Annotated in this window: 27 protein-coding genes; 11 read left to right on the top strand and 16 right to left on the bottom strand. The window is 65.2% G+C overall.

The window, feature by feature from the left end:
- Nucleotides 1–560: 560 nt before the first annotated feature.
- The 8 genes from gatB to AC0L30_RS02030 form a co-directional block, all read right to left on the bottom strand.
- The gene (gatB, locus tag AC0L30_RS02065) at nt 561–2,045 is read right to left on the bottom strand and encodes an Asp-tRNA(Asn)/Glu-tRNA(Gln) amidotransferase subunit GatB (protein WP_007603352.1); all 1,485 of its coding nucleotides are present in this window, start codon (nt 2,043–2,045) and stop codon (nt 561–563) included.
- Nucleotides 2,042–2,938, bottom strand: a complete 897-nt coding sequence (locus AC0L30_RS02060) for a class I SAM-dependent methyltransferase (RefSeq protein WP_473255242.1) — start codon at nt 2,936–2,938, stop codon at nt 2,042–2,044. The genes gatB and AC0L30_RS02060 overlap by 4 nt, the downstream gene beginning before the upstream one ends.
- A complete protein-coding gene (locus AC0L30_RS02055; RefSeq protein WP_473255243.1) occupies nt 2,935–3,240 on the bottom strand; it encodes a hypothetical protein in 306 nt (101 codons plus the stop codon). The genes AC0L30_RS02060 and AC0L30_RS02055 overlap by 4 nt, the downstream gene beginning before the upstream one ends.
- Nucleotides 3,231–4,706 carry an Asp-tRNA(Asn)/Glu-tRNA(Gln) amidotransferase subunit GatA gene (gene gatA, locus AC0L30_RS02050; RefSeq protein ID WP_473255244.1) on the bottom strand — a complete coding sequence of 492 codons (1,476 nt, stop codon included), beginning with the start codon at nt 4,704–4,706 and terminating at the stop codon, nt 3,231–3,233. Before gatA ends, AC0L30_RS02055 begins: the two co-directional genes overlap by 10 nt.
- Entirely contained in the window at nt 4,703–4,915 is a 213-nt protein-coding gene (locus tag AC0L30_RS02045) for a hypothetical protein (RefSeq protein WP_007603337.1), read from the bottom strand. The genes gatA and AC0L30_RS02045 overlap by 4 nt, the downstream gene beginning before the upstream one ends.
- An 83-nt stretch (nt 4,916–4,998) precedes the next feature.
- Entirely contained in the window at nt 4,999–5,286 is a 288-nt protein-coding gene (gene gatC / locus AC0L30_RS02040; protein ID WP_473255245.1) for an Asp-tRNA(Asn)/Glu-tRNA(Gln) amidotransferase subunit GatC, read from the bottom strand.
- Between the two features lie 77 nt (nt 5,287–5,363).
- Nucleotides 5,364–6,440, bottom strand: coding sequence for an NAD(P)H-dependent flavin oxidoreductase (locus AC0L30_RS02035; protein WP_473403707.1), 1,077 nt, complete (start codon nt 6,438–6,440; stop codon nt 5,364–5,366).
- A gap of 17 nt (nt 6,441–6,457) precedes the next feature.
- Entirely contained in the window at nt 6,458–7,432 is a 975-nt protein-coding gene (locus tag AC0L30_RS02030; protein WP_007603332.1) for an NAD(P)H-dependent flavin oxidoreductase, read from the bottom strand.
- 95 nt (nt 7,433–7,527) lie between these two features.
- On the opposite strand from AC0L30_RS02030, the gene AC0L30_RS02025 reads away from it, so the two are divergent.
- The 4 genes from AC0L30_RS02025 to AC0L30_RS02010 all read left to right on the top strand — a co-directional run bounded on the left by AC0L30_RS02025 (nt 7,528) and on the right by AC0L30_RS02010 (nt 10,939).
- Complete coding sequence (locus AC0L30_RS02025) at nt 7,528–8,418, top strand: LysR family transcriptional regulator (protein WP_007603331.1); 891 nt, start codon at nt 7,528–7,530, stop codon at nt 8,416–8,418.
- A 229-nt stretch (nt 8,419–8,647) separates the two neighbouring features.
- The gene (locus AC0L30_RS02020; RefSeq protein WP_007603330.1) at nt 8,648–9,454 is read left to right on the top strand and encodes a methyltransferase domain-containing protein; all 807 of its coding nucleotides are present in this window, start codon (nt 8,648–8,650) and stop codon (nt 9,452–9,454) included.
- A gap of 66 nt (nt 9,455–9,520) precedes the next feature.
- Nucleotides 9,521–10,012: a Holliday junction resolvase RuvX gene (gene ruvX, locus AC0L30_RS02015; RefSeq protein WP_007603328.1), complete on the top strand. Its 492-nt coding sequence runs from the start codon at nt 9,521–9,523 to the stop codon at nt 10,010–10,012.
- A gap of 3 nt (nt 10,013–10,015) precedes the next feature.
- Entirely contained in the window at nt 10,016–10,939 is a 924-nt protein-coding gene (locus AC0L30_RS02010; protein WP_007603326.1) for an AEC family transporter, read from the top strand.
- On the opposite strand, the gene AC0L30_RS02005 is transcribed toward AC0L30_RS02010, so the two are convergent.
- From AC0L30_RS02005 to AC0L30_RS01990, 4 genes are all read right to left on the bottom strand, one after another.
- Nucleotides 10,936–11,697 carry a lysostaphin resistance A-like protein gene (locus AC0L30_RS02005; protein ID WP_473403706.1) on the bottom strand — a complete coding sequence of 254 codons (762 nt, stop codon included), beginning with the start codon at nt 11,695–11,697 and terminating at the stop codon, nt 10,936–10,938. The genes AC0L30_RS02010 and AC0L30_RS02005 overlap by 4 nt on opposite strands.
- A 23-nt stretch (nt 11,698–11,720) precedes the next feature.
- The gene (locus AC0L30_RS02000; protein ID WP_473403705.1) at nt 11,721–13,364 is read right to left on the bottom strand and encodes an acyl-CoA dehydrogenase family protein; all 1,644 of its coding nucleotides are present in this window, start codon (nt 13,362–13,364) and stop codon (nt 11,721–11,723) included.
- Between the two features lie 20 nt (nt 13,365–13,384).
- The gene (locus tag AC0L30_RS01995; RefSeq protein WP_473403704.1) at nt 13,385–14,137 is read right to left on the bottom strand and encodes a M15 family metallopeptidase; all 753 of its coding nucleotides are present in this window, start codon (nt 14,135–14,137) and stop codon (nt 13,385–13,387) included.
- A 143-nt stretch (nt 14,138–14,280) separates the two neighbouring features.
- Nucleotides 14,281–14,526, bottom strand: a complete 246-nt coding sequence (locus AC0L30_RS01990; protein WP_473403703.1) for a hypothetical protein — start codon at nt 14,524–14,526, stop codon at nt 14,281–14,283.
- A 504-nt stretch (nt 14,527–15,030) separates the two neighbouring features.
- On the opposite strand from AC0L30_RS01990, the gene AC0L30_RS01985 reads away from it, so the two are divergent.
- The 4 genes from AC0L30_RS01985 (at nt 15,031) to AC0L30_RS01970 (ending at nt 19,284) form a co-directional block, all read left to right on the top strand.
- On the top strand, nt 15,031–15,978 hold the full coding sequence (locus AC0L30_RS01985; RefSeq protein WP_007603315.1) for an aspartate carbamoyltransferase catalytic subunit: 948 nt from the start codon (nt 15,031–15,033) through the stop codon (nt 15,976–15,978).
- Between the two features lie 5 nt (nt 15,979–15,983).
- On the top strand, nt 15,984–17,285 hold the full coding sequence (locus tag AC0L30_RS01980; RefSeq protein WP_473403765.1) for a dihydroorotase: 1,302 nt from the start codon (nt 15,984–15,986) through the stop codon (nt 17,283–17,285).
- Between the two features lie 47 nt (nt 17,286–17,332).
- The gene (gene plsY / locus AC0L30_RS01975) at nt 17,333–17,929 is read left to right on the top strand and encodes a glycerol-3-phosphate 1-O-acyltransferase PlsY (protein ID WP_219684748.1); all 597 of its coding nucleotides are present in this window, start codon (nt 17,333–17,335) and stop codon (nt 17,927–17,929) included.
- Nucleotides 17,930–18,075: 146 nt separating this feature from the next.
- Entirely contained in the window at nt 18,076–19,284 is a 1,209-nt protein-coding gene (locus tag AC0L30_RS01970; protein WP_473403702.1) for a patatin-like phospholipase family protein, read from the top strand.
- On the opposite strand, the gene AC0L30_RS01965 is transcribed toward AC0L30_RS01970, so the two are convergent.
- Nucleotides 19,281–20,525 (bottom strand): amidase, encoded by a 1,245-nt coding sequence (locus AC0L30_RS01965; protein ID WP_219684742.1) that lies wholly within the window; start codon nt 20,523–20,525, stop codon nt 19,281–19,283. The genes AC0L30_RS01970 and AC0L30_RS01965 overlap by 4 nt on opposite strands.
- A gap of 89 nt (nt 20,526–20,614) precedes the next feature.
- On the opposite strand from AC0L30_RS01965, the gene dprA reads away from it, so the two are divergent.
- Complete coding sequence (gene dprA / locus AC0L30_RS01960; protein WP_473403701.1) at nt 20,615–21,757, top strand: DNA-processing protein DprA; 1,143 nt, start codon at nt 20,615–20,617, stop codon at nt 21,755–21,757.
- On the opposite strand, the gene AC0L30_RS01955 is transcribed toward dprA, so the two are convergent.
- Nucleotides 21,754–22,164, bottom strand: a complete 411-nt coding sequence (locus AC0L30_RS01955) for a winged helix-turn-helix transcriptional regulator (protein WP_007603309.1) — start codon at nt 22,162–22,164, stop codon at nt 21,754–21,756. The genes dprA and AC0L30_RS01955 overlap by 4 nt on opposite strands.
- An 83-nt stretch (nt 22,165–22,247) precedes the next feature.
- On the opposite strand from AC0L30_RS01955, the gene AC0L30_RS01950 reads away from it, so the two are divergent.
- Entirely contained in the window at nt 22,248–22,856 is a 609-nt protein-coding gene (locus tag AC0L30_RS01950) for an FMN-dependent NADH-azoreductase (RefSeq protein ID WP_473403700.1), read from the top strand.
- A gap of 72 nt (nt 22,857–22,928) precedes the next feature.
- On the opposite strand, the gene AC0L30_RS01945 is transcribed toward AC0L30_RS01950, so the two are convergent.
- The gene (locus AC0L30_RS01945) at nt 22,929–23,111 is read right to left on the bottom strand and encodes a hypothetical protein (protein ID WP_007603307.1); all 183 of its coding nucleotides are present in this window, start codon (nt 23,109–23,111) and stop codon (nt 22,929–22,931) included.
- Nucleotides 23,112–23,289: 178 nt separating this feature from the next.
- Nucleotides 23,290–24,063, bottom strand: a complete 774-nt coding sequence (locus AC0L30_RS01940; RefSeq protein ID WP_219684745.1) for an SDR family oxidoreductase — start codon at nt 24,061–24,063, stop codon at nt 23,290–23,292.
- Nucleotides 24,064–24,184: 121 nt separating this feature from the next.
- Here AC0L30_RS01940 and AC0L30_RS01935 point away from each other — a divergent pair, with 121 nt between their 5' ends.
- A complete protein-coding gene (locus AC0L30_RS01935) occupies nt 24,185–24,652 on the top strand; it encodes a winged helix-turn-helix transcriptional regulator (protein WP_473403699.1) in 468 nt (155 codons plus the stop codon).
- Nucleotides 24,653–24,814: the final 162 nt, after the last annotated feature.

Genomic DNA, 24,814 nt, shown 5'->3' with positions numbered 1-24,814 from the left:
CTCCGATGTGTGAGATGGCTTAATCGCTGCATGCAGTCGGGGATCGAGTGCACACTCATCCCGAATACACCAACACAACGAAAAAAACAGCGTCTCGCTTAAAGAAGTGTTGACGACGCAACGCGCCTGCGCTTGGCGAACGCGATGCAAGCGGTCTGCATGACGTGTGCTTGCGATCGCGGAGAGTGCCCGCAGCATCGACCTTTGCGAGAGATGCGATTGCAGAAAAACGCTATGCAGAAAGTATTTTTTTGCGCGCGCGCATCGCGCGCGATCGTTGCAATGATGCATCCTGCCGATCGCGCGAGCGCCTCGCGAAGGCGTTTCGCGGACTCTGAGTCGCGCCTTTTGGCAACGAAAATATTTTCATGATTAACGGCGCGAACGCTCGTCAGAGCGCGTGCAAGTCGCCGTTTTGCGCGAATCGCGTGACGGCGATTCGGTCGGCGTATCGCGTTCGATCGGGATGAAGTTCGTCGCCGAGGATGCGCGCGAGCGTCGCATCGCGAACCGAAGCGAGGTGACGACGCCCGTCCGTCACCTCGTTCGAACGCGCGAGGTCAGATGCCGAGCTTGGACTTGAGCAGCTCGTTGACGCTCTGCGGGTTGGCCTTGCCGCCGGATGCCTTCATCACCTGGCCGACGAACCAGCCGAGTGACTGCGGCTTGTCCTTGACCTGCGCCGCCTTGTCGGGATTGGCCGCGATGATGTCGTCGACAACCTTTTCGATCGCCGAAAGATCCGTGACCTGCTTCATGCCGCGGCTTTCGACCAGCGCGCGGGGATCGCCGCCCTCCTGCCAGACGATCTCGAACAGATCCTTGGCGATCTTGCCGGAGATCGTGCCCTCGCCGATCAGGTCGATGATCCCGGAGAGCTGTGCGGCATCGACCGGAGAGTCCGTAATATCCCGGCCTTCCTTGTTGAGACGACCGAACAGCTCGTTGATCACCCAGTTCGCGGCGACCTTGCCATCGCGCGCGCGGTTGGCGAGCTTCTCCAGCACGGTCTCGTAGAACACCGCGCTCTCGCGCTCGGCGACCAGCACGCTGGCGTCGTAGGCCGACAGGCCGAGATCCGCGACGAAGCGCGTCTTCTTCTGGTCTGGCAGCTCGGGCAGCTCAGCCTTCAGCTCGTCGACGAAGCTTTGCGAAAACTCCAGCGGCAGCAGGTCGGGATCGGGGAAGTAGCGATAGTCGTGCGCCTCTTCCTTGGACCGCATCGACCGCGTCTCGCCCTTGTTGGGGTCGTAGAGCCGGGTCTCCTGGTCGATCGCGCCGCCGTCCTCGAGGATTTCGATCTGGCGCCTGGCCTCGTACTCGATCGCCTGGCCGATGAAGGTGATCGAGTTCATGTTCTTGATCTCGCAGCGGGTGCCGAGCGGCGCGCCCGGCTTGCGCACGGAGACGTTGACGTCGGCGCGCAAGGATCCCTTCTCCATGTCGCCGTCGCAGGTGCCGAGATAGCGCAGGATCGAGCGCAGCTTGGTCACATAGGCCTTGGCCTGCTCGGCGTCGCGGATGTCGGGCTTCGAGACGATCTCCATCAGCGCCACGCCGCAGCGGTTGAGATCGACATAGGACATGGTCGGCGACTGATCGTGCAGCAATTTGCCGGCGTCCTGCTCCAGATGCAGCCGCTCGATGCCGATCGTGGCGGTCTTGCCTCCGTCCAGTTCGACCACGACCTCGCCTTCGCCGACGATCGGCGACTTGTACTGGCTGATCTGGTAGCCCTGCGGCGAGTCCGGATAGAAATAGTTCTTGCGGTCGAACACCGAGCGCAGATTGATCTGCGCGTTCAGCCCGAGGCCGGTCCGGACAGCCTGTCTGACGCATTCCTCGTTGATGACGGGCAGCATGCCCGGCATCGCCGCGTCGACCAGCGACACATGCGAGTTCGGTTCGCCGCCGAACGCGGTGGAGGCGCCGGAGAACAGCTTCGCGTTCGACGTCACCTGAGCGTGGACCTCCAGGCCGATGACCATCTCCCAGTCACCGGTTGAGCCCTTGAGAAGCTTGTGGGGTGCGGCAGGTGCGTTCATGGCTTGACTGGTTCCTTTATTGGTCCCTTGACCGCTCGCGCTTCACCGGCTTCGAGAAGCCCGTTGAGCGACCGAAGCACATCGACCGGCTGGCGCAACGCGATCTCGCGGCGGCCCATCACCTCAATCTCTCCGAACAGCGCGTCGACCTCCGGCGAGGAGGCGAACACGAAGCCGTCGAACGACGTGCTCTGCTCCTCGAAATCGCTGGAGATCTCAACGCGGTAGCCGTGCGCCTTGAGACGATCGACGACCTCGTCATGGAGGGCCTGCAAATGGGTTGCGATGAAGAGATAATCGACGCGGCGCTTGGCGAGCACGCTCTCCGCGCCTTGCAGCATCTCGACCTCGAAGGCCTGGATATCGGCATGCAAGATGTCGAGATGCTTAATCTTCCTGTCCCTGAAGAAGGCATCGACCTCGAATTTACCCTTGCCAACGAAGGCCTTGACGAATTCGGCCCGCAGTCCGTTGCGCGCGAAATTGTCCTGACCGGTCTTCAGGCAAGCGGGATCCGGCTCGACCAGGATGACCTCTGCCTTGGGCCGCGCCTTCTTGAGCCACATCGAATAGTGGCCCCAATAGGCGCCGAGCTCGATCATCGAGGGCGCCTCGCCCAGCCGCTTCAGCAATTCCTGGAAGACATATTCTTCCAGCGGCTCGTGGACGCCGCGATTGATGATGAGCACACTGCTGAAAGGTCCGTAATAGGCTCCGGGCCCGATGCCCGGAACCTTCAGGCCGTTATGCAGATAGACCTGGTCGCCTTCGACGAGGCCTGCCATCGGGACGCGTTCGATCAGGAGGTTGAGCGGATCGGAAACGATCTCGCGAAAACGGCCGAATAAATCCTCCGGCTTCGCTTTCGGACCCGTGAAACCAGGCTCGCTCATGCGGATGCACTCCCACCCAGCGTATCGGCGATGCGCTGCCATTCTGCTTCAAGCGAATCCGTGGCCACGGGCTGGCCAGCCTGGCGGTACCAATAGCCGGCATTGCCGAGGTCGCCCTCGACCCGGTGCAGATAGGCGTGCACCCAGGCGGCCTCGCGGCTGCTCTCGTCCTGGACGATTCTGTGCGCCTGGTCCCAGTCGCCTTTGGCGGCCCACCACAGTGCGGCGAGCGGCGCGCTGAGATCCGGCGGCGGCGCGACGCCGTCGAGGCTGGCGATATACGCCGCCATGTTCACCACCATTTCGCCGGCGTGAAGCGGCCGGCGGCCTGCTCGATCACCTCGCCGAGCGAGAACAGCGTCTCCTCGTCGAAGGGACGGCCGATCAGCTGCAGGCCGAGCGGCAGGCCCTGCGCGTCCTTGCCGGCGGGCACGGCGATGCCCGGCAGGCCCGCCATGTTCACGGTCACCGTGAAGATGTCGTTGAGGTACATCTCGACGGGGTCCGCCCCGCCCTTCTCGCCGATGCCGAAGGCCGCAGACGGCGTCGCCGGCGTCAGGATCGCGTCGACGCCCTTGGCGAAGCAATCCTCAAAGTCCTTCTTGATCAGCGTGCGCACCTTCTGGGCGCGCAAATAGTAAGCGTCGTAATAGCCGGCCGAGAGCACATAGGTGCCGATCATGACGCGGCGCTTCACCTCGGCGCCAAAACCTTCGGCGCGGGTGTTCTCGTAGAGCTCGTTGATGTTGCGGCCCTGCTCGCGCAGGCCGTAGCGCACGCCGTCGTAGCGCGCGAGGTTGGAGGACGCCTCCGCCGGCGCCACGATGTAATAAGCCGGCAACGCGTATTTGGTGTGTGGCAGCGACACTTCGACTAGTTCGGCGCCTGCCGCTTTCAGCCAGGCCGCGCCTGCCTCCCAAAGCTTTTCGATCTCGGCCGGCATGCCGTCGAGCCGGTATTCCTTGGGAATGCCGATCTTCATGCCCTTCACGGACTTGCCGATCGCGGCCTCGTAGTCCGGCACAGCCATGTCGACCGAGGTCGTGTCCTTCGGATCGTGGCCGGCCATCGAGCGCAGCAGCATCGCGGCATCCCGCGTGCTGCGCGCGATCGGACCGGCCTGGTCGAGCGAGGAGGCAAAGGCGACGATGCCCCAGCGCGAGCAGCGGCCATAGGTCGGCTTGATGCCGACCGTTGCGGTGAACGCCGCCGGCTGGCGGATCGAACCGCCGGTGTCGGTCGCGGTGGCGCCCATGCAGAGCAACGCGGCCACGGCGGAGGCCGAGCCGCCAGACGAGCCGCCCGGCACCAGCGTCGCGTTGCTTCCGTCGCGCCGCCAGGGATTGCCGACCGGGCCGAAGCACGAGGTCTCGTTCGACGAGCCCATCGCGAACTCGTCATTGTTGAGCTTGCCCAGCATCACCGCGCCGTCGCGCCACAGCTGCGAGGTGATGGTGGACTCGTAAGTCGGCACGAAATTGCCGAGGATTTTCGAGCACGCCGTGGTGCGCACGCCCTTCGTCGCGAACAGGTCCTTGATGCCGAGCGGAATGCCGGCGAGCGGCCCCGCGTCGCCCTTCCCGATCCTGGCGTCCGCCTCGCGCGCCATGGTCCGCGCCTGGTCCGGCGTCTCCATGACGAAAGCATTGAGCACACGCGCGGCTTCGATCGCGTTCAGATGCGCGTCGGTCAGCTCGAGGGACGTGAAAGTCTTGGCCGCAAGGCCCTTGCGGGCCTCGGCGAGCGTCAGCGATGTCAAATCGGTCATTTATTGATCGGGCTGCAGAAGAACGGAGACAGGGACTTGTCGTTGGCCGGGTCGTCTTTTTTGGCGGACGCTTTGGCCGCCGCCTCGATCTCGTCGAGCACGGCATTGACGGCGACATTGGGGTCGGCGGCCTTGCCCTGCCGCTCCATCTTGTCGAGATAGTTCATATAGGCCTGATAGGCCTTCTCGTCGTCGCAAAGCATGCACATCGGACCACGTCCTAAGACTCTTTAGTTTGACGCGTTTTCTTTACGCGAACCGGCTTCCACTTCGCTCGAAAACGCTATGCAAGTTACTCGACGACCTTCGGCACCAGAAAGAAGTGACCTTCGGTCGCGGGCGCGTTGGCAACGATATCGTCGGCGATCTCGCCGTCATTGACCAAATCCTGCCGCTTCTTCATCTGCATCGGGGTGACCGAGGTCATGGGCTCCACACCCTCGACATTGACCTCCGAGAGCTGCTCGACAAAGGCGAGCATGGCGTTGAGCTCGCCCTGCAGATGCGGAACCTCGCCCTCGGAAACCGCAATGCGCGCCAGATGCGCGATGCGGCGGACGGTAACGGCGTCGACGGACATTATATAAGGCCTCTCACGGCAAAACCTAAGTGCCGTATAGCAGAGGCCGCTTTTGCGCCGCAACCGGCGGCGGGGACCTATCCGGCGAGAGCTTTCAGGCGAGCCAGGGCCGTTTTGGCGAGATCCCGGGTCAATTCGGCTGCCGGGACCTCGCGGCCGAGGGCGATCGCCTGTCCGGCCCAGAGATTGGTGAAATCTACCCTGCCCTGCTTTTCGGCAGCCGCCTTCAGCGGTCCCAGCGCCGTTGCGGCATGGGGAAATGGCGGCGCGTCCGGCGAAATCGGGCCGGCCTCGCGCATCAGGCGGTTCTGGACGCCGCGCGCCGGCCGCCCCGTCATGACATTGGTGATAACGGTGGAATCATCCCGCCCCTCGGCGAGCGCCGCGCGTGCCGCTGCACTGACTTTGGATTCCGGACAGCGCAGATAGGCACTCCCGATCTGCACGCCGGCCGCGCCGAGCGCGAAGGCGGCTGCAATGCCGCGGCCATCCGCAACGCCGCCGGCCGCAATCACCGGGACCTTCACCGCGTCGACCACCTGCGGCACCAGCGCGAAGGTGCCGGGCTGTTCCGAGATCTTGTCGGTCAGGAACATGCCACGATGACCGCCGGCCTCCGCGCCTTGTGCAATCACCGCGTCAGCGCCGTGCTGCTCGAGCCAGACCGCTTCCCTCACCGTGGTCGCCGAGGAGATGACGAGACATCCGGCCGCCTTGACCCGCTTGAGCAGCTCGGCCTCCGGCAGGCCGAAGTGGAAGCTGACGATCTCGGGCTTCAGCTCCTCCACGACCTCGCAGAAGCCGGCGTCGAACGGCGCGCGGTTTGCGGCATTGATGGGTGCGGCGGGATCGAGGCCTTGCTCGCGGTAGTAGCCCGCGAGGCGCTGCTTCCAGCGCTCCTCGGCCTCGGCCGTGAGCTCGACCGGTGTGTGGCAGAAGAAATTCATGTTCACCGGCGCGGAGACGCGCTGGCGGATGATGTTGACCTGCTCGCGCGCCTTCTCGGGCGACAGCATCGCGCTCGGTAGCGAGCCGAGCCCCCCGCCTTGCGCAACGGCGATCACCAGCTCCGCGTCCATCACGCCAGCCATCGGCGCCAGCACGATCGGGAATTCGGTCTTGAAGAGATCGATCAGTCGACGGTTCGGCCACATGGTTGTTCTCTCGCAGTTTAGGCGGACACGCTGGAATTTCGCCGGCCGGTTAGCAGTTGCTCGGCCTCGGTCGCAATCCGTTCGACGATTTCGGCGGCGGACGGAATATCATGGATCAGGCCGACAGCCTCGCCGGCAAAGACCGCGGCGACCTCGAAATTGCCCGCGGCCTTTGCCGCGGCATATTCGACGGTCACCTCGGCGGCGCGCTGCATCAGCTCGATCTCGCGGCCCGTCCAGCGCCTGATATGATCGTTGACCAGCGTTCGCGCGGTGAACGGGGCCGGCCAGAACAGGCTGCGCGACCAGTCGACGATGACGCCGCGCACCGTGTCATTGGGATCAGCGTCGCGAATGCGCTGCTTGGCTTCCTCCGCGCCATTGGCCTCCACGCTGGCATAGAAGCGCGTGCCGATCAGCACGCCGGAGGCGCCCAGCATCATCATTGCGGCCAGCCCGCGACCATCGGCAATTCCGCCGGCGGCAACCACCGGCACCCGCCCGGCCGCGAGATCGACGATCGCAGGTACGATATCGACGGTGGTGCGCGATGCGCCGTGGCCGCCGGCCTCGGTACCCTGCGCGATCAGGATGTCCGCACCGGCGTCGAGCGCCTGCTTCGCCATGTCCTCGCTCTGCACCTGGCAGATCAAGCGCACCCCGCACGTCCTGATGCGCGCTGCAAATGGCGCGGGATCGCCGAATGACAGCATGATCGCTTGCGGATTGGCGTCGAGTGCGATGTCGAGAAGTCTTGGTTTTTTTGCGAGGCTCCAGGTGATGAAGCCGATACCGAACGAAGCAAAGCCGCTCAGTTGCCTGGTCTCGGCCTCGAGCCGCTCCTGATCGCCGTAGCCACCACCCAGGATCCCGAAGCCGCCGGCCTCGCTGACCGCCCGCGTCAGCCGGCTGCCGGCGACCGTGTCCATTGGAGCCAGCAGGATCGGATGTTTGATCCCCAGGAGCTGGGTCACCGGCGTGATGATCGGCATGGCTCCTCCGCTCTCGACACGAACATTAGTCCAGAATACCATTCTCTAAAATTGAATTCTAACGAACGCTACCATCTCAAAAGAGAAACGATATTATGGAACTCAGCGACATCCAGACCTTCGCTGCCGTCGCCCGCACCGGCGGCATCACCCGCGCGGCCGAAGAGCTCAACACGGTGCAGTCGAACGTGACCCAGCGCGTGAAGGCGCTGGAGGCGGAGATCGGTACACCGCTGTTCGAACGCCATAGCCGCGGCATGACCCTGACCGGCGCGGGCAAAAGGCTGTTGCCTTACGCGCAACGGATGTCCGCACTCGCGCGCGAGGCCGTGCTCGCGGCCTGCGACGACGGCGAGCCCAAGGGACCGCTCGCGATTGGATCGATGGAAACGACCGCGGCGGTGCGGCTGCCGCCGCTGCTGGCCGATTTTCATCGCCGCTTTCCCGCCGTCCGGCTGAGCCTGCGCACCGCGCCCACCGCCGACCTCGTCGCTTGCGTGCTCGAAGGCACGCTCGACGGCGCCTTCGTCGCAGGTCCGATCGCGCATGCCGATCTCACCGCGACGAGCGCGTTCCGCGAAGAGCTGGTGCTGGTCAGTGCGCGGCGCTGGGCCACGCTCGCCGACCTGCGTGCCGGCACGCCGGAATCCGGCCCGACCGCGCTGACGTTCCGCACTGGCTGCACCTACCGGCAGCGGCTGGAACAGATCTTTGTCGAGTTCGGCTGGCCGTCAGCCGCACGCTTCGAGCTCGGCACGCTCGACGGCATGATCGGCTGTGTCGCCGCCGATATGGGTGTGACGCTGCTGCCGCGCGCCGTGGTCGAACGCAGCGCGATCAATGGCAGCGTGTCGATGCACGCGCTGAGCCATTCGCACGCGCAGGTCGAGACGCTCTTCATCCAGCGTCGTGCCGGACATCAAACCAGCGCGCTGAACGGGTTTTCCGCCTGCCTGAAGCAGGACGACGAATTCATCGCGGCCTGAGACCCCAGCGCCGCAGTGGCCCAGATCGCCTCGACCACGTCGAACGGCTAGGCCCCTTGCAGGAAGCCTTAAGCCGAACCGGGCACGCAGGACATGGCGAACAGCACCACGAACCATTGGCTGCGGTGTTCCAGGGACCAGCATCGCCGTCACGGCGAACATGCGATCCCGGCAGCCCCCGCAACTCGGTCTCCTCGACAATTCGTTCGACCCATAGTAGGGCAAGGCCATGGATTGGCGGCTTAAAGCACTTGCGTTCCGTGCGCTCGATCTCCCCGGCGGGGCTCAGGCGCACTACTTCTTGCAGCGCCACGTCACGCGGAACTGGCCTCGCCGAGATGCTACGCTTGATGCTCTTGCCGGAATCGCCCGGCGCGTTGTAGCGGACTACAGTGCCGTGAGCGATGCGCTTCCTGGATCGGTCTTGGAAATCGGCGCCGGACGCGATCTGGCCGTTCCTATCGCCCTCAGGGCGCTTGGCGTGCCGAAGATCATCGCATGCGACGTCGAGCGGCTGGCGAAGCTAGATCTGATCCGGCATGCAGGAAGCAGGCTCGGCGGCAAGTTCGAGACTTGGGATGACCTTGCGCGGTCGGGGATTGAGTATCGGGCCCCTTACTATGTGAACGATGACGGAACGAAAGTGGATTGCTCCTGCTCGAACGAGGTTCTGGAGCACGTGCCGGCAGACCAGCTTGTAACCCTTCTCAAGGGATTGCGCGCCGTCACCAATGGCCTCACGACGCATTCAATCGACTATAGCGACCATTATGCCAGGTCGGACAAGTCAGTTTCGAGACTGAACTTCCTCCGCTATTCGGATGAACAGTGGCGACCGTTCAACAGTGGCAAGCAGTACGTCAATCGGCTGCGCCACAGCGACTACTTGCGACTATTCCGCGAGGCAGGATTCCAGATACGGGAAGAGAGCTCGGTGATTGGTGAGCCGCCGCCGGGCTTGGAGGTTGCAGAGCAATTCAGGCGCTATGAGCCGCCCGATCTATTCGCAATTAAGGGGCGCATCGTCGCCGTCTGAGCCGCCTTTCGTGCGGCTTTTCCATGTTATAGCACCGCAGCGCGACGCGTGATATGCGCTAGTCCCATGCCGGCTCTCATCCTGCCTCTCGTCGATGCCGCAACCCACTGGCCCGAACGCGGCGGGTTGGTCGGCCTTGATCTAGGTACCAAGACCATTGGCGTTGCTGTGTCCAATCCGGACCGCCGGTTGGCGACCGGCGTCGAGACGATCCAGCGCAAGGCGTTCAAGCAGGACGCCGCCCGGCTGCTCGCGATTGCCAGTGAACGCAAGGCCGTCGGCTTCGTGCTCGGCCTGCCCATCAACATGGACGGCAGCGAGGGCCCGCGCGCGCAATCGACCCGGGCGTTTGCCCGCAACCTCGCCGGCCTGACCGCGCTGCCCATCGGCCTCTGGGATGAGCGTCTATCGACTGCCGCGGTCGAGCGCGAATTGATCGGCATGGACGTCAGCCGCGCCAAGCGCGCCGAAGTGATCGACGAGCACGCCGCGATCTTCATCCTGCAAGGCGCGCTCGACCGCCTCGCCAATCTGCGCGCAGCCCCGGGGCCTGACTGATCCATGGCCGTCGTGATCGCGGCGCTCCTCCCCGTCTTTATCCTGATCGTGCTCGGCGTGGTGCTAAAGCGCACGCTGATGCGGCTCGATACGCAATGGAACGGGCTGGAGCGGCTGACCTATTTCGTGCTGTTTCCGATGCTGCTGATCCAGACGCTGGTGAAGGCCGACCTGTCCAAGGTCCCGGTCGCAGGCGTCGGCGGCGCGCTGCTGCTCTCGGCGCTCGCGATGTCGCTGCTCTGCCTCGCGCTCCGCCCGGCCCTGTCGCGGCTCGATATCGACGGCCCCGCCTTCACCTCGATCTTCCAGGGCGCGATCCGCTGGCAGACCTATGTGGCGCTGTCCGTCTCCGCCAATATGTTCGGCGAGGTCGGGCTGGCGCTCGCCTCCGTCGCGATGGTGGCGATCATTCCGCTGGTCAACGTCCTCAGCGTCGCGGTGCTCGCCCACTACGCAGCGCCGAAGAAGCAATCCGCGCGCACCGTTGTCATGACGGTTGTCCGCAATCCCCTGATCTGGGCCTGCGTGATCGGTCTCGTCATCAACGTCGTCCATCTGCCGTTGCCGAAGATCTGGCATGAGGTGGCAGATGCACTTGGCCGCTCCTCGCTCGCCATCGGCCTGCTCGTCACCGGCGCCGGCCTGCATCTTGAAGGCCTGCTCCGCCCCAGCACGGGCGCCGCTATCGGCGTGGTGTTCAAGCTGGTGCTGATGCCCGTGATCGCGCTGGGGCTCGCCGTCTGGTTCGGACTGTCCGGCGACAGTCTCGCGATCGTCGCGATCTGCGCCGCAGTGCCGACCTCGACCAGCGCCTATGTGCTGGCCCGCCAGATGGGCGGCGATGCCCCGCTACTGGCGCAGATCATCACGCTGCAGACGATTTTGGCGGCGATCACGATGCCGATCGCGATCGCGCTGGTGGCCTAACTCCCCAACCACATCGTCAGCACCACCGCCGTCAGATTGTTCAGCGCATGCAGCACGATCGTGAGCCACAGTGAGTTGCTGCGATAGCGCATGTAGCCGAACCAGAGGCCGATGGAGAAGACCTCGGCGAGGAAGTACAGGTCGTATTGCAGGTGCACGACGGTCCACAGCAGCGACGACAGGATGATCGCGCCGGGGACGCGCAGGAAGCTCGCCGACCAGCCGCGGTAGAGGAAGCCGCGCGCCAAAACCTCTTCGGACATCGGCGCCGCCACGCTGAAGGCGAACAGCAGCATCACGGCGGCGCCCTTGTCACGGCCGGATTTCAACAGATCGGTCATGAAGCCCGGCGTCGCCTCGCGGCCGAGACTCCGCGACATCGTCTCCCAGGCCACCACGATCAGAATCAGCCCGACGGCGCCGAACAGGAGTTGCTTCCATGACGGCCAATACAACGCGAGATAGTCGACGAAGGACGCCTTCTTGATGCGGATGGCCAGCCACACGGCGGCCAGCGTCGCCGGCAGGCCCATCGTGACCGAAAACGCGAGCGACGCCGGCTCGCCACCGACGTGCTGCAGTGATGCGAGGTCGATAGGGTCGCGGGCGACCCAGACCAGATAGACGATGGCCCCGATCTGCCCGACGAACATGGCTGCGAAGATAGCGATGCCCCACAGCGCCGTGCCCCAGAATTTCCAGACCCGCGGCGCCGGCGTCTCGGTGAGCGGAGGATGATCGGGATTGAGGGAGTCCATTAAAGCGCTTTCGTTTGAGAGGCTCACGGCACCGCCCGCTCCAGCAGCGCGCGCACATCGCCGCTCTCGAGCTCGACCGCGCCGTACATGCTGGCGTGGTTCGTGGCGAGGCGCGTGGCGGCGAACAGTCCGGCTTGACGCGGTGACACGCCGTTGAGCGCGGCGGCGGCCGCAAGCAGCGCCAGCTTCTCGACCGCAAGGCGGGCAACGCGCTCGCCGTCCGCGCGCCGGAAGGTCTTGCCGATGAACGAGACGGCATCACCTGCCCCTGGCAGACCGTTCGTTTCGGCAGCAAGCGCTTGCAGCACCGCCATCGCCGCCTCCGGCTCGCGCGACAGCGCGCGCAGCACGTCGAGGCACATCACGTTGCCCGAGCCCTCCCAGATGGCGTTGACGGGAGCCTCCCGGTAGTGGCGCGCCAGAATGCCGTCCTCGACATAGCCGTTGCCGCCGAGGCATTCCATGGCTTCGTAGAGGAACGGCGGCGCGCTCTTGCAGGTCCAGTATTTGATCGCAGGCGTCAGCAGCCGCATGTAGGCGGCCTCCGCCGGATCGTACGGCGTCCGATCGAAGGCGCGACAGAGCCGCATCACCACCGCCGTGCTCGCCTCCACATGCAGCGCCATGTCCGAGAGTACCGCTTGCATCAGCGGCTGATCGGCGAGACGTTTCTGGAACACGCTGCGGTGCCGGGCGTGATGCAACGCGTGGGCGAGCCCCGAGCGCATCAAGCCGACCGAGGCGATCGCGCAATCCTGCCGCGTCAGTTGCACCATCTGGATGATGGTGCGGATGCCCTTGCCCTCGTCGCCGACGGCTTCCGCATAGGCACCGACGAACTCGACTTCGGACGACGCATTGGAGCGGTTGCCGAGCTTGTCCTTCAGCCGCTGGAACTGGATCGCGTTCACCGACCCATCCGGCGCGAAGCGCGGCATGAAGAAACAGGTCAGTCCCTGGTCTGCCTGGGCCAGCACCAGGAAGGCGTCGCACATCGGCGCCGACATGAACCATTTGTGGCCGGTGATGCGGTAGGCGCCTCCGTCGCGCACCGCGCGCGTCATGTTGGCGCGCACGTCGGTGCCGCCTTGCTTCTCGGTCATGCCCATGCCGAGCGTCATACCGCGCTTTTCCCACCACGGCGCAAAGCTGGGATCGTAGCTTTTCGTCGACAGCACCGGCATCACCCTGGCGAGCAGATCAGGCTGCATCGCCAGCGCCGCCACGGAGGCGCGCGTCATCGTGATCGGGCAGAGATGGCCGGTCTCGACCTGCGCGGCCATGTAGAATTTTGCCGCGCGGATGACCTCCGCGGCATCGCCCGCGGGTCTTCCATCCGCGGTCCAAGTCGAATTGTGCACGCCGGCACGGGCGCTGTGGGCCATCAGTTCATGATAGGCCGGATGAAACTCGACCTGGTCGCGCCGATTGCCCTTGGCATCGAAGGTGCGCAGCTTCGGCGTGTTCTCGTTCGCGACGCGCCCCCGATCGGCCATCGCTGCCGAGCCCCAATGCTTGCCGAACTCCGAGAGCTCCCGTTCCGCGGCCGCACCGCCATTGGTCCTGACCGCCGCGACCAGCGGCTGGTCCGCGGCGAACAGATCGACGTCCTCGAACGGCGGTGACTGGTTGAAGACCTCGTGGGTCGCGAAGCTGGGCTGGGTCATCTCGTGTCCTCGGCGCGGAATCAGTTCCGCCGCGGCTGGATCGGGAAATCATAGGCCGCCCCTCCCGCCCCCGGCAGTGAAAAGTGCCACCACTCCTTCGCATAGTTCACAAAGCCTTGCCTCGCCATCGCAGCCACCAGCCGCTTGCGCCAGGCGCGCTGATCCGGACTGATCGTCGGTCCGGCGGTGTGCCCTTTCACGTCGGTGCAGTCATAGCCGGTGCCCATGTCGACGCTGCCCTCCGGCAGTCGCGCCTCGACCGGCGCCGTGCAATCAGCGTAGGCCTTTGACGGGTCGTATTTGCCTGAATTGTCCGCCTTGAGATCGACCAGCGTGAGATCGAGCGCCGCCCCCGTCGAATGCTGCGAGCGGCTTGCGATGTAGCCGAGGCGGAACAGCTCGGTCTTGGGAATTTTGGGATTGTAGCGCCGCTCAGTGGCCGTCTCGTCGCCGTTCTGCGACCACCTGACCATGTCGAGCGAGGCCCGCGCCGGCCGGTAGCAGTCGAACATCTTCAGGGAGAGATTTTGCGCCGCTAGTTCCTGCTGCACCGCCTTCAGCCGCAGGCCAACCTCCCGCTTCACCACGCATTCGCGGGCCCCGTAGCCGGCGAGCGGACGGCCGACGAAATTGTTCGAGGTGGCGTAGCGGATGTCCTGGATGATGCTGGGATCGATGTCGTGCAAATAGACGAAACCGCCCGGGAGCGATTGGGCGTGAACGTATGAGGTCGACAGAATTGCAACAAGCGCAGTCAGAATCGATTTGGCCAAAAGCGTTCGAACTCCCCCAGTCTCGGACGCGAGCACAAGAGCGAACTCGAAGTCACGTGGCTCGATCGCGCGAACGCTGGCGTCATTGAACCGATGAAACTTGACCAATTCGGCGAACCACGCTGCGTTTCGCTCGATCTGGCCTACGGCTGCGGCGAGAGATGCCTCGGTAGAGGTTCTGAAGCCTTTACCCGCATGCCTTTCTCGGCTTTCTGGATCGCACGCTCCGCCTCGTCCAGGGCCGAGAGAATGTCCTCGTCAACGTGGGTTGAACCGACGATCTCCGGCTTGCGATCCACCCAGAGTTTCTTCGCCAGCCATCCCGTAAGCACGGCACCTACCGTGACCCCTACCGGGAAAAGCAAGGCGATCACTTGGTTGGTGGTCATCGGAGACCTCCCAGGAAAACGTGTCCAGCCAAGTGTACGGCGAAACCGAACACGACGCAAACCGCACCGATCCCAATCAATAGACCGTTGTCCGTGCCTGGCGGCAGAATGTTGAAGATGAACTGAGCCGCGGGCACGAAGGTTCCGGCCGTCATGATGGCTGCAGCCAATGTATTGAGCCAGTTGGCAATGAGCTTGAGGTGTTCGTTGCGGGATATCGTCGGACGTCATTGATTGCGTATCCAGCTCGCTTTTGGATTGCTGAACATATCCGAGAAACCCAAAAGATGTAGGGCCTCAGGATCGAAATACAGGGCCATCCTGCTTGGGCCATAACTGCCTCGGCAGGTCACCGGCGTGCGATGGCACTCCGGATTTGCCGATTGCGCTGCTCTTGCTTCGCCTCGCCTTGGACGGACGACGAGGTACAGATCGGGGGATAACTCCCCGCCCCGGCATTGGCCCTTGCCCCCCCGGCCATCCCCGCCTATAGCTCTCGCTTTAATGACATCGAAATCGACCTTCGTCCTCGGTCACCGGCATTTGCTGGGCATCGAGGGCCTTTCCGCGGCCGACATCACCGGCCTCCTCGACCTGTCCGAAGAATATGTCGAGCTCAACCGCCAGGTTGACAAGAAGCGCACCGTCCTGCGTGGACGGACGCAGGTAAACCTCTTCTTCGAGGCTTCCACCCGGACCCAATCCTCGTTCGAGCTCGCCGGCAAACGGCTGGGCGCCGACGTCATGAACATGTCGGTGTCCTCCTCGTCCATCAAAAAGGGCGAGACGCTGGTCGACACCGCCATGACGCTCAACGCCATGCACCCGGATATCCTGGTGGTGCGCCATCACGCCTCCGGCGCGGTGGAACTGCTGGCCCGCAAGGTCGACGGTTCCGTGATCAATGCCGGCGACGGCGCGCATGAGCATCCGACACAAGCCCTGCTCGACGCGCTGACCATCCGCCGCAACAAGGGCCGGCTCGAGGGCCTCGTGGTCGCGATCTGCGGCGACGTGCTGCATTCGCGCGTCGCCCGCTCCAACATCATCCTGCTCAACGCGATGGGCGCCCGCGTCCGCGTCGTCGGCCCCTCCACGCTGCTGCCGCCCGGCATCGAGCGGATGGGCGTCGAGGTCGCGCGCGACATGCGCGAGGGGCTCAACGGCGCCGACATCGTCATGATGCTGCGGCTCCAGCGCGAGCGCATGAACGGCTCCTTCGTGCCGTCGACCTCCGAGTATTTCCATTATTTCGGGCTGGACCAGAAGAAGCTCGCCTACGCCAAGCCAGACGCCCTCGTCATGCATCCCGGCCCCATGAACCGCGGCGTCGAGATCGACACTGCGGTTGCTGACGGCGCACAGTCCCTGATCCGCGAACAGGTGGAAATGGGCGTGGCCGTGCGCATGGCGGTGCTGGAAGCGCTCGCCCGCAACCTGCCGAACGCGTGATGCTCATGTTGACCGACCGCCGACCCATCCTGCTTGCCAACGCCCGCGTCGTCGATCCCTCCCGGGATTTCGATGGCCCCGGCGATGTCCTGATCGCCGACGGCATCATCCGGGAGACCCGCCGCGGCATTGGCGCTGCCGGCGTCCCCGAGGGCACCGACGTCGTCAACTGCGCCGGCAAGATCGTCGCACCCGGCCTGATCGACATGCGCGCCTTCGTCGGCGAGCCCGGCTTCAGCCATCGCGAGACCTTTGCATCCGCGAGCCAGGCGGCTGCGACCGGCGGCATCACCACCATCATCTGCCAGCCCGATACCTTGCCGGTGATCGACAACTCGGCGACCGTCGACTTCGTGATGCGTCGCGCCCGTGACACCGCGATCGTCAACATCCAGCCGATGGCGGCGCTCACCAAAGGCATGCACGGCGAGGAGATGACCGAGTTCGGCCTCCTCAAGGCAGCCGGCGCGATCGCCTTCAGCGACTGCGACAAAAGCGTGATCAATGCGCAGGTGATGCGCCGCGCCTTGACCTACGCGCGCGATTTCGACGCGCTGATCGTGCACTACACCGAGGATCGCGATCTCGTCGGCGAAGGCGTGATGAACGAGGGCGAATTCGCCTCGAAGCTCGGCCTGATGGGCATCCCGAACGCGGCGGAGGCCGTGATGCTGGAGCGCGACATGCGCCTGGTCGCGCTCACAGGCGGCCGCTATCACGCGGCGTCGCTGACCTGCATCGAGTCGCTCGAAATCCTCCGGCGCGCCCGCGACGCCGGCCTCGCCGTGACCGCCTCGGCCTCGATCAACCACCTTGCGCTGAACGAGAACGACATCGGCCCTTACCGTTCGTTCCTGAAGCTGTCGCCGCCGCTGCGCACCGAGGACGACCGCCGCGCGCTGGTCGCCGCCGTCGCCTCCGGCCTCGTCGACGTCATCATGTCCGACCACAATCCGCAGGACGTCGAGGTCAAGCGCCTGCCCTTCGCGGAAGCAGCCCCCGGCGCCATCGGGCTCGAGACCATGCTCCCGGCGGGCCTGCGCCTCGTGCACAATGACGAGTTGGACCTCAAGACGCTGATCCGGGCGATGTCGACCCGGCCGGCCGAGATTTTGGGATTGCCTGGCGGAACCCTGCGCACAGGCAGCCCCGCCGACGTCATCGTGATCGACCCCGATGTGCCCTGGGTGGTCGATCCCGCCGATCTCAAATCGCCCTGCAAGAACACGCCTTTCGACGAGGCCCGCTTTACAGGCCGCGTGGTGCGCACCATTGTCGGCGGACGGACGGTGTACGAACATGTCTGACGTGCGGAGCTGCAGCCAGGGAATTTGCAGACATGGAATTTGCAGACATGGCGCTTGAATTGTTTCTGCCGGTGGCTTTCGTCATCGGCTACCTGCTCGGCTCGATTCCGTTCGGGCTGATCCTGACGAAACTCGCCGGCACACAGGATATCCGCTCGATCGGCTCCGGCAGCATCGGCGCCACCAACGTGCTGCGCACGGGGCGCAAGGGCCTTGCCGCCGCGACCCTGCTGTTCGATGCGCTCAAGGGCACCGTGGCGGTGGTAATCGCCGGCTACATCGCCGGTCCCAATGCCGCGATGCTGGCCGGGCTCGGTGCCTTCCTCGGCCATCTCTTCCCGGTCTGGCTCAAATTCCGCGGCGGCAAGGGTGTCGCCGTCTATATCGGCATCATGCTCGGGCTGTTCTGGCCGGCCGCACTGGTGTTCTGCCTGCTCTGGTTGGCGACCGCCTTTACCGCCCGCTATTCCTCGCTCTCGGCCCTGGTGGCCTCGTTCATCACCCCGCTGTTCCTGTTATGGTTCGGCCAGCCCGCACTCGCCGCACTGGCGGCGGTGCTGACGCTGCTGCTGTTCTACGCTCATCGCGAGAATATCAAGCGGCTGCAATCGGGCAAGGAAAGCCGGATCGGCGAGAAGGCATAAGCCGGGAAACCACGGATACCGCGGCACCCCTTCTGCATTATATCGCAAATGGTGTTCGCAACTTGCAGCCGAATCACGGCTGTATGGACGAACGGGTTCCAGGCCTTGGCCCTGATCGTGGGCATGGCTCTACGCGGTTGCTCAGAATGAGCGAGAAGATTGCCGGCGCGCAAGAGGATGGCGATTTGCGAGGTGCTACCTGCACCGCGGCAAGCCGGCTGCTCTCGACGACGGATATCTGGTCTAGTGCGCCCTCGCCGGTTCCTGCTCCCAAGCCTGTGCCCGTTTCGCCACCGACGCCGCAGCCTGCTCGCATCGCGCAAGCTCCTCTGACTGTCGAGGCCGTGACCGCCGCGGCGCCAGTTGCGTCCGCGCGGCCCCGCGCCAACCCATGGCCGCCGCAAAAATTGTCGCTGGCGCTCCAGGGCGGCGGCACCTTCGCCGCTTTCACCTGGGGCGTGCTGGAGCGGCTGCTGGAAGAGCCATCGATCGCGATCGACACCATCAGCGGCGCCAGTGCCGGCGCGATCAACGCGCTGCTGCTCGCTTCCGGTTTCGCCGAGGGCGGCCGCGAAGGCGCGCGCGCGCGGCTGAACCGGTTCTGGATCCGGCTGATGCACGAGGCCTCGTTCCGATCGCTGATGCTGATCGGCGGTTTCTCGCCGGCGGGAAGCTCGGTCGCGTTCGGCCCGACGCTACGCTCCGGCCAGTTCGATCCGTTCGATCTGGATCCGCTGCGGCAGGCGCTGTCGCGCGACATCAACTTTTCCGCCTTGCGCGACCCCCGCTGCCCTAAGCTTCTGATCGCGGCGACCCGGATCCGCGACGGGCAGCAGCAGATCTTCCGCAATGACGCCATCACGGCCGACGTCGCGCTGGCCTCGACCTGCCCACCCTTGGTTCATTGCGCGGTGGAGATCGACGGCGAGGCTTATTGGGACGGCGGCCTCGGCGGCAATCCGCCCCTGCTGCGGCTCGTGCAGGACACGACGAGCGCCGAAATCCTGCTGGTCCAGGTCACGCCGGCGCGCGACAGCTACGTGCCGATCACGCTCGCGGCGATCGACCGCAGGCTGGATCAGATCGCGGCCAACGCCGCCCTCAATGCCGAGATCGCGGCGATCGAATGGGCGCAATCGCAGGCCGCATCGTCGCTGCGGCTCTCCAGGCTGGCCGCGGAAGATTTCGTCGACGGCCTGGCGCAGCGCTCGTCCACCGATCTCGGCCGCGGTTTCATTCGCGCGCTTCACCGCAGCGGCCGCGAGGCCGCCGGGCGCTGGCTCAAGCAAGGTACCGACCACAGCGCAGCGCCGGCCGCATCCGGCCAGCGCATCGTTGCCCTCGAACCTGCCTAGCCTGATCTCGCCAGCGCCTGCTCCAGGAACCACGCCGTCGCCAGCGCATGCGCGTCGTTGCCGAAGCGCGCGATCACCTGCACGCCGATCGGCAGGCCATTGGCCTTGAGCACCGGCACGTTGACGCAAGGGTTGCCCATCAGCGTCCAGAGCCGGTTGTAGCGGGGGTCGCCGGTGCTCGCGAGCTCCTTGGCCGGCGGCGTGCCCGGCGCCGAATAGGTCAGCAGCACGTCGAACCCCTCGAACAACTCGCCAAGCTCGCGGCGACCGCGGCGGCTGACCCGGCGTGCGTCGTCATAGTCCTTGGGTGTGAGACCGACCGTCGCATCGAGACTGGCGCGCAGCATCGGCGCGATCTCGTCGTGCCGTTCGGAAAATTCCCAGGCGAGCGCGCGATGCGCCTCGAAGTCCTGAATAATCGGATGGATGCGCCAGGCCTCCTGCACCGCTTCCGGCAGATCGATAGTCTGCACGCTGGCGCCGGCCCGCGTCGCCGCCTTGATCGCGGCTTGCAGCCCCTCCTCGGCGGCCGGCTCCACGTCGCCAGCGAACTCCTGCCTGATAACGCCGATGCGCGGCGCCTTCGCCGGGACGATGCCGGCGAATTCGGTGCGGCCGGTCATCGCCAGCAGTCCGCGCGCGAGATCTTCCGCGCGCGCGCCGAACAGGCCGACCGTGTCGAGCGCCCACGAATAGCATTTGACGCCGACCGTCGGCAGCATCCGGAACGACGGCTTGATCGCGGCGGTGCCGCAATAGGCGGCGGGCCGGATCACCGAGCCGCCGGTCTGGGTGCCCAGCGCCAGCGGGATCATGCCGGCACCGACGGCCGCGGCCGAGCCCGAGGACGAGCCGCCCGGCGTATGCCCGAGATTGTGCGGATTGAGCGTCGGGGTCGGATCGCGCGAGGCGAACGCCGTGGTCGTGGTCTTGCCGATGATTGTGGCGCCTGCCCGCTTCAGCATCATCACCACAGGCGCGTCCGCGCGCGGCTGCCAGCCGCGATAGATCGATGATCCCATCTCGGTCGGAAAATCGGCGGTGTCGATGATGTCCTTGATCCCGACCGCGATACCGCGCAGCGGCCCGGCGCTTTGCGCCTTCGCGGATTTGTCGTGACGGACAAAGGCGTGAACGTCCTTCTCCCGCGCCTCGATGGCCGCATGCGATTGCGCGATGGCGGCCTCAGGCGAAAGCTCGCCTGCTTCGATGCGGCGCTGGAGATCGGCAAGTGAGATCATGGCAATACCTTCTTATTGGGATCGCTTTTAGCATCGGGGCAAGGTCGCGCAAGCGTACGCAGCTGTTGCCCACGCCCTCAGGTTGTTCCATGCTGCGCCTGCAAGGAGCTGCCGTGGACGCCATCAATCCCAGCGTAGAGCTGACCGAGGCTGACAGGATCGACCGCCTGCGGCTGATCCGGTCCGACAATGTCGGGCCGCGCACTTTCCGGTCGCTGGTCGATCATTTCGGCACGGCGCGCGCGGCGCTGGAGCGGCTGCCGGATCTGGCACGCCGCGGTGGTGCGCGGCAATCGGCGCGCATCTGCAGCGCTGACGAGGCGAAGGCGGAGCTCGCGGCAAGCCGCAAGTTCGGAATTGCCTGGCTCGCGCCCGGCGAGGACGGCTATCCGGCGCGGCTGGCAACGCTCGACGATGCGCCGCCGCTGCTCGCCGTGCGCGGCGACAATGCCACGCTGATGCGGCCGATGATCGCGATCGTCGGCTCGCGCAACGCCTCTGGTGCAGGCTTGAAATTCGCCGGTCAGCTCGCCCGCGAGCTCGGCGAGGCCGGCTTTGTCGTCATCTCCGGCCTTGCCCGCGGCGTCGACCAGGCCGCGCACCGCGCCAGTGTCGAGAGCGGCACCATCGCCGTGCTCGCCGGCGGACATGATTGCATCTATCCGCCCGAGCATGGCGATCTGCTCGCAGCGATCCTCGATCGCAAGGGTGCTGCGATCTCCGAGATGCCGCTCGGCCATGAGCCGCGCGCCCGCGACTTCCCCCGCCGCAACCGGCTGATCTCGGGCGCCGCGCTCGGCGTGGTCGTGGTGGAGGCGGCGCACCGCTCGGGCTCGCTGATCACCGCGCGCATGGCCGCCGAACAGGGCCGCGAAGTGTTCGCGGTGCCCGGCTCGCCGCTCGATCCGCGCGCCGCCGGCACCAATGATCTGATCAAGCAGGGCGCGACGCTCGTCACCGAAGCCGCCGACGTCGTCAACGCCGTCGCACCGATCATGGAGCGGCCGCTGATGCGCACCGCGAACGAGCCCGACAGCGAGCCGTTCGAAAGCGATCCGCAAGGACACGACCGCGACCAGATCACCGGCCTGCTCGGCCCTGCCCCTGTCACGATCGACGATCTCGTGCGGATGTCCGGCGCCTCGCCTGCCATCGTGCGCACCGTGCTCTTGGAGCTCGAGCTCGCCGGCCGGCTCGAACGCCACGGCGGTGGCTTGGTCTCGCTGCTTTAAGGAGAGTTCCGCTCGTCGAAGCGCGTGCGCGCCGAGGCGATCTGCTGCTGATGCGCGATCGCCCATTCGCCAAGTGCCCTCACCGGCTGTTGCAATCCGCGGCCGAGATCGGTCAGCTCGTAATCCACCCGCGGCGGAATGGTCGGGAAGATCGTGCGTGTGACCAGGCCGTCACGTTCGAGCCCGCGCAGCGTCAGGGTCAGCATCCGCTGCGAAATGCCGTTGATCATGCGCTTGAGCTCGTTGAAGCGCTTGGGCCCGTCACTCAGCATCATGATCACGAACACGCTCCATTTGTCGCCGACGCGCGCGAGGATCGAGGCGACGCCACGGCAGTCGGCGTGGTCGCGATCCGGCATCGGCGTGGCAGGCAAATCGATGTGCGCAGGTTTCAAAGATGTGCCCATGGCTCAAAAAGGTGCGTTCTTGCGGGGATTTCGATAGTCACTCATGTAGCTCTGGTTACAAACTTATACCAGGGTGATCCCGAATGAAACTCCTCCATCTCGACTCCAGCGTGCTCGGCCCCCACTCCGTTTCCCGGCAGGTCTCCGCCGCCATCGTCGACCGTCTCAGGCAGGCGACGTCATCGCTCGACCTCGTGTATCGCGACCTGACGCAGAGCCCGCTCGCCCATCTCTCCGGCTCGCATCTGGCGGCCGCGCAAGGCGCGCCTGCGCCGGCGGAACTCGGCCCCGACCTCGCCGCCAGCAAGGCCGCGCTGGACGAGTTTCTTGCGGCGGACATCGTCGTGATCGGCGCGCCCATGTACAATTTCACCATTCCGAGCCAGCTCAAGGCCTGGATCGACCGGGTCCTGGTGGCGGGGAAGACGTTCAGCTACGGCGCCAATGGCCCACAGGGCCTTGCCGGCGGCAAGCGCGTGATCTTCGCGATCTCGCGCGGGGGCTATTACGGCGCGGGCACGCCCGCCGCATCGCTGGAGCACCTCGAAAGCTATCTGCGCGGCGTGTTCGGTTTCATGGGCATCCATCATCCCGAATTCATCACCGCCGACGGCATCCAGGTCGGGCCGGAGCATCGCGAGAAGTCGCTCGCAAGCGCGCTTGAGGCGGCAACCAGCCTGCGCGCGGCCTGAGGCAACGCCCACATCATCAGCCGCCGCAACATTGCCTGCGGCGGCTGATCGACCGGTGCGCGATCGGCGAAGCTAAAACCAGGAGCCCTGAATGCCGAGGATGACGGCGACGAGGGAAACGAACAGGCCGATGCCTGAGAAAAGAGCGACCCCGATGAACTCGGAGGTGTCGGAACGCTTGGCGGGAATGGTGGAGTTTTCGGTGTAAATACGCGGTGCTGAAATCGGGGAAGTAATACGAGCTGCCTTTGGCATATCGGGCTCCCTTGAAAATGAGTCTTCGTGACCCCCTGCCCGTAAAAGTGTCTTGGCAGCGCAAGCGAAGGTTCAACGCCTCACGCAAGGTTCAGAAAATACAGCTCGCGAGACGTGGGAACCGGCCGGCGCAACCACTCGCCGCTGCGCCGACCGATTCAATTTGCACCAAGATTGATCAGCCGCGATAGATCGGCGCGCCGCTCGGCGAGGCAACCGCGCCGCCGTCGACGAAGATTTCCTCGCCCTGCACATGGGCGGAATCGTCGGAGGCGAGGAACAGCACGGTCTTCGCGACGTGATCTGTTTCACCAATGCGCCCCAGCGGCGTCGTCAGCGCGATCCGCTTCTCGAACGCCTTCTCGGCTTCCGGTGTTGCGGTCGCAGGTCCCCAGATCGGTGTGCGGATCGCACCCGGCGCGACCACGTTGACGCGAATGCCGCGCGGCGACAGTTCTGATGCCATGATCCGCGCCATCGCCCGCACGCCGGCCTTGGCGGCGCCATACGCCGAATAGCCGGGAATGCCGAGCACGGAGATCACCGACCCGCTGAGGATGATCGAAGCGTTGTCGTTGAGATAAGGCAGCGCGGACTGCACGGTGAAGAACACGCCGGTCAGATTGGTGCTGATGACCTTCTCGAAGACCTCCAGCGTGGCCGACCCCAGCGGCGTACCGCCGGCGATGCCCGCATTGGCGAACACGACGTCGAACTTGCCGAACTTTCCGGCGCCCTTCTTGATCGCAGCTTCGGTCGCGGCAATGTCGGTGGCGTCGGCGGTCAGCGCGAGCGCGTTCGGCCCGAGCTCGTTCGCGGCCGCCTCGAGCGTCTCCTTGTTGCGCCCGGTGATCACCACTTTGGCGCCCTCGGCCACGAACAGCTTTGCCGTTGCCAGTCCAATGCCGCTATTGCCGCCGGTGATCAGGGCCGTCTTGTTCTTCAGTCTCACGTTCGCCTCCAGTGGTTGCATCATAAAACTATGATTGCCATCTAGGCTATCTGGTTTTAATATGCAACCACACGAGCGCGTGAACGGCGACTGGACCGTGCGATCGCGAAAGGACCCGACCATGGTGAAACGAACGAGCTTCGAGGGCGACGCCTGCCCGATCGCACGCTCGCTGGAAGCGATCGGCGACCGGTGGTCCCTGCTGATCATCCGCGAGGCGCTGTTCGGCCTGCGCCGCTTCGGCGAGTTTCTGAGTAAGCTAGGCATGGCCAAGAACATCTTGTCGGCCCGGCTGGGCTCACTCGTGGACCACGGCATTTTAGCAACCGCCCCGGCGTCCGACGGCAGCGCCTATCAGGAATATGTGCTGACGCCGAAGGGCCGCGGCGTCTTCCCGGTGTTGGTAGCGCTGCGCCAATGGAGCGAGGAATTCGACGATCGCCCGTCGGAGATCGCGACCATCCTGGTCGATCGCGAGAGAGGCCGCCCGGTGAAGAAGCTCGAGTTGCGCGCCGAGGACGGGCGGCTGCTTAGGCAAGCCGATACCACGCTGAAGCCGCGGCCCGCGCCGCGACGGCGGTCGGCCTAGTAACGTCGAACTGCCACCAGCCCGTCATTGCGAGCGCAGCGAAGCAATCCAGACTGCCACCGCGGAAAGACTCTGGATTGCTTAGCTGCGCTCGCAACGACGGAGGATGTGGGACGAGTGCGCCCGATTTCGGGCAGCGGAAGATTAGGGCCCCCGCACACC

It is taken from the genome of Bradyrhizobium sp. MI1.11 (genome assembly GCF_055811255.1).
This window is presented reverse-complemented; position numbering and strand designations above follow the sequence as displayed.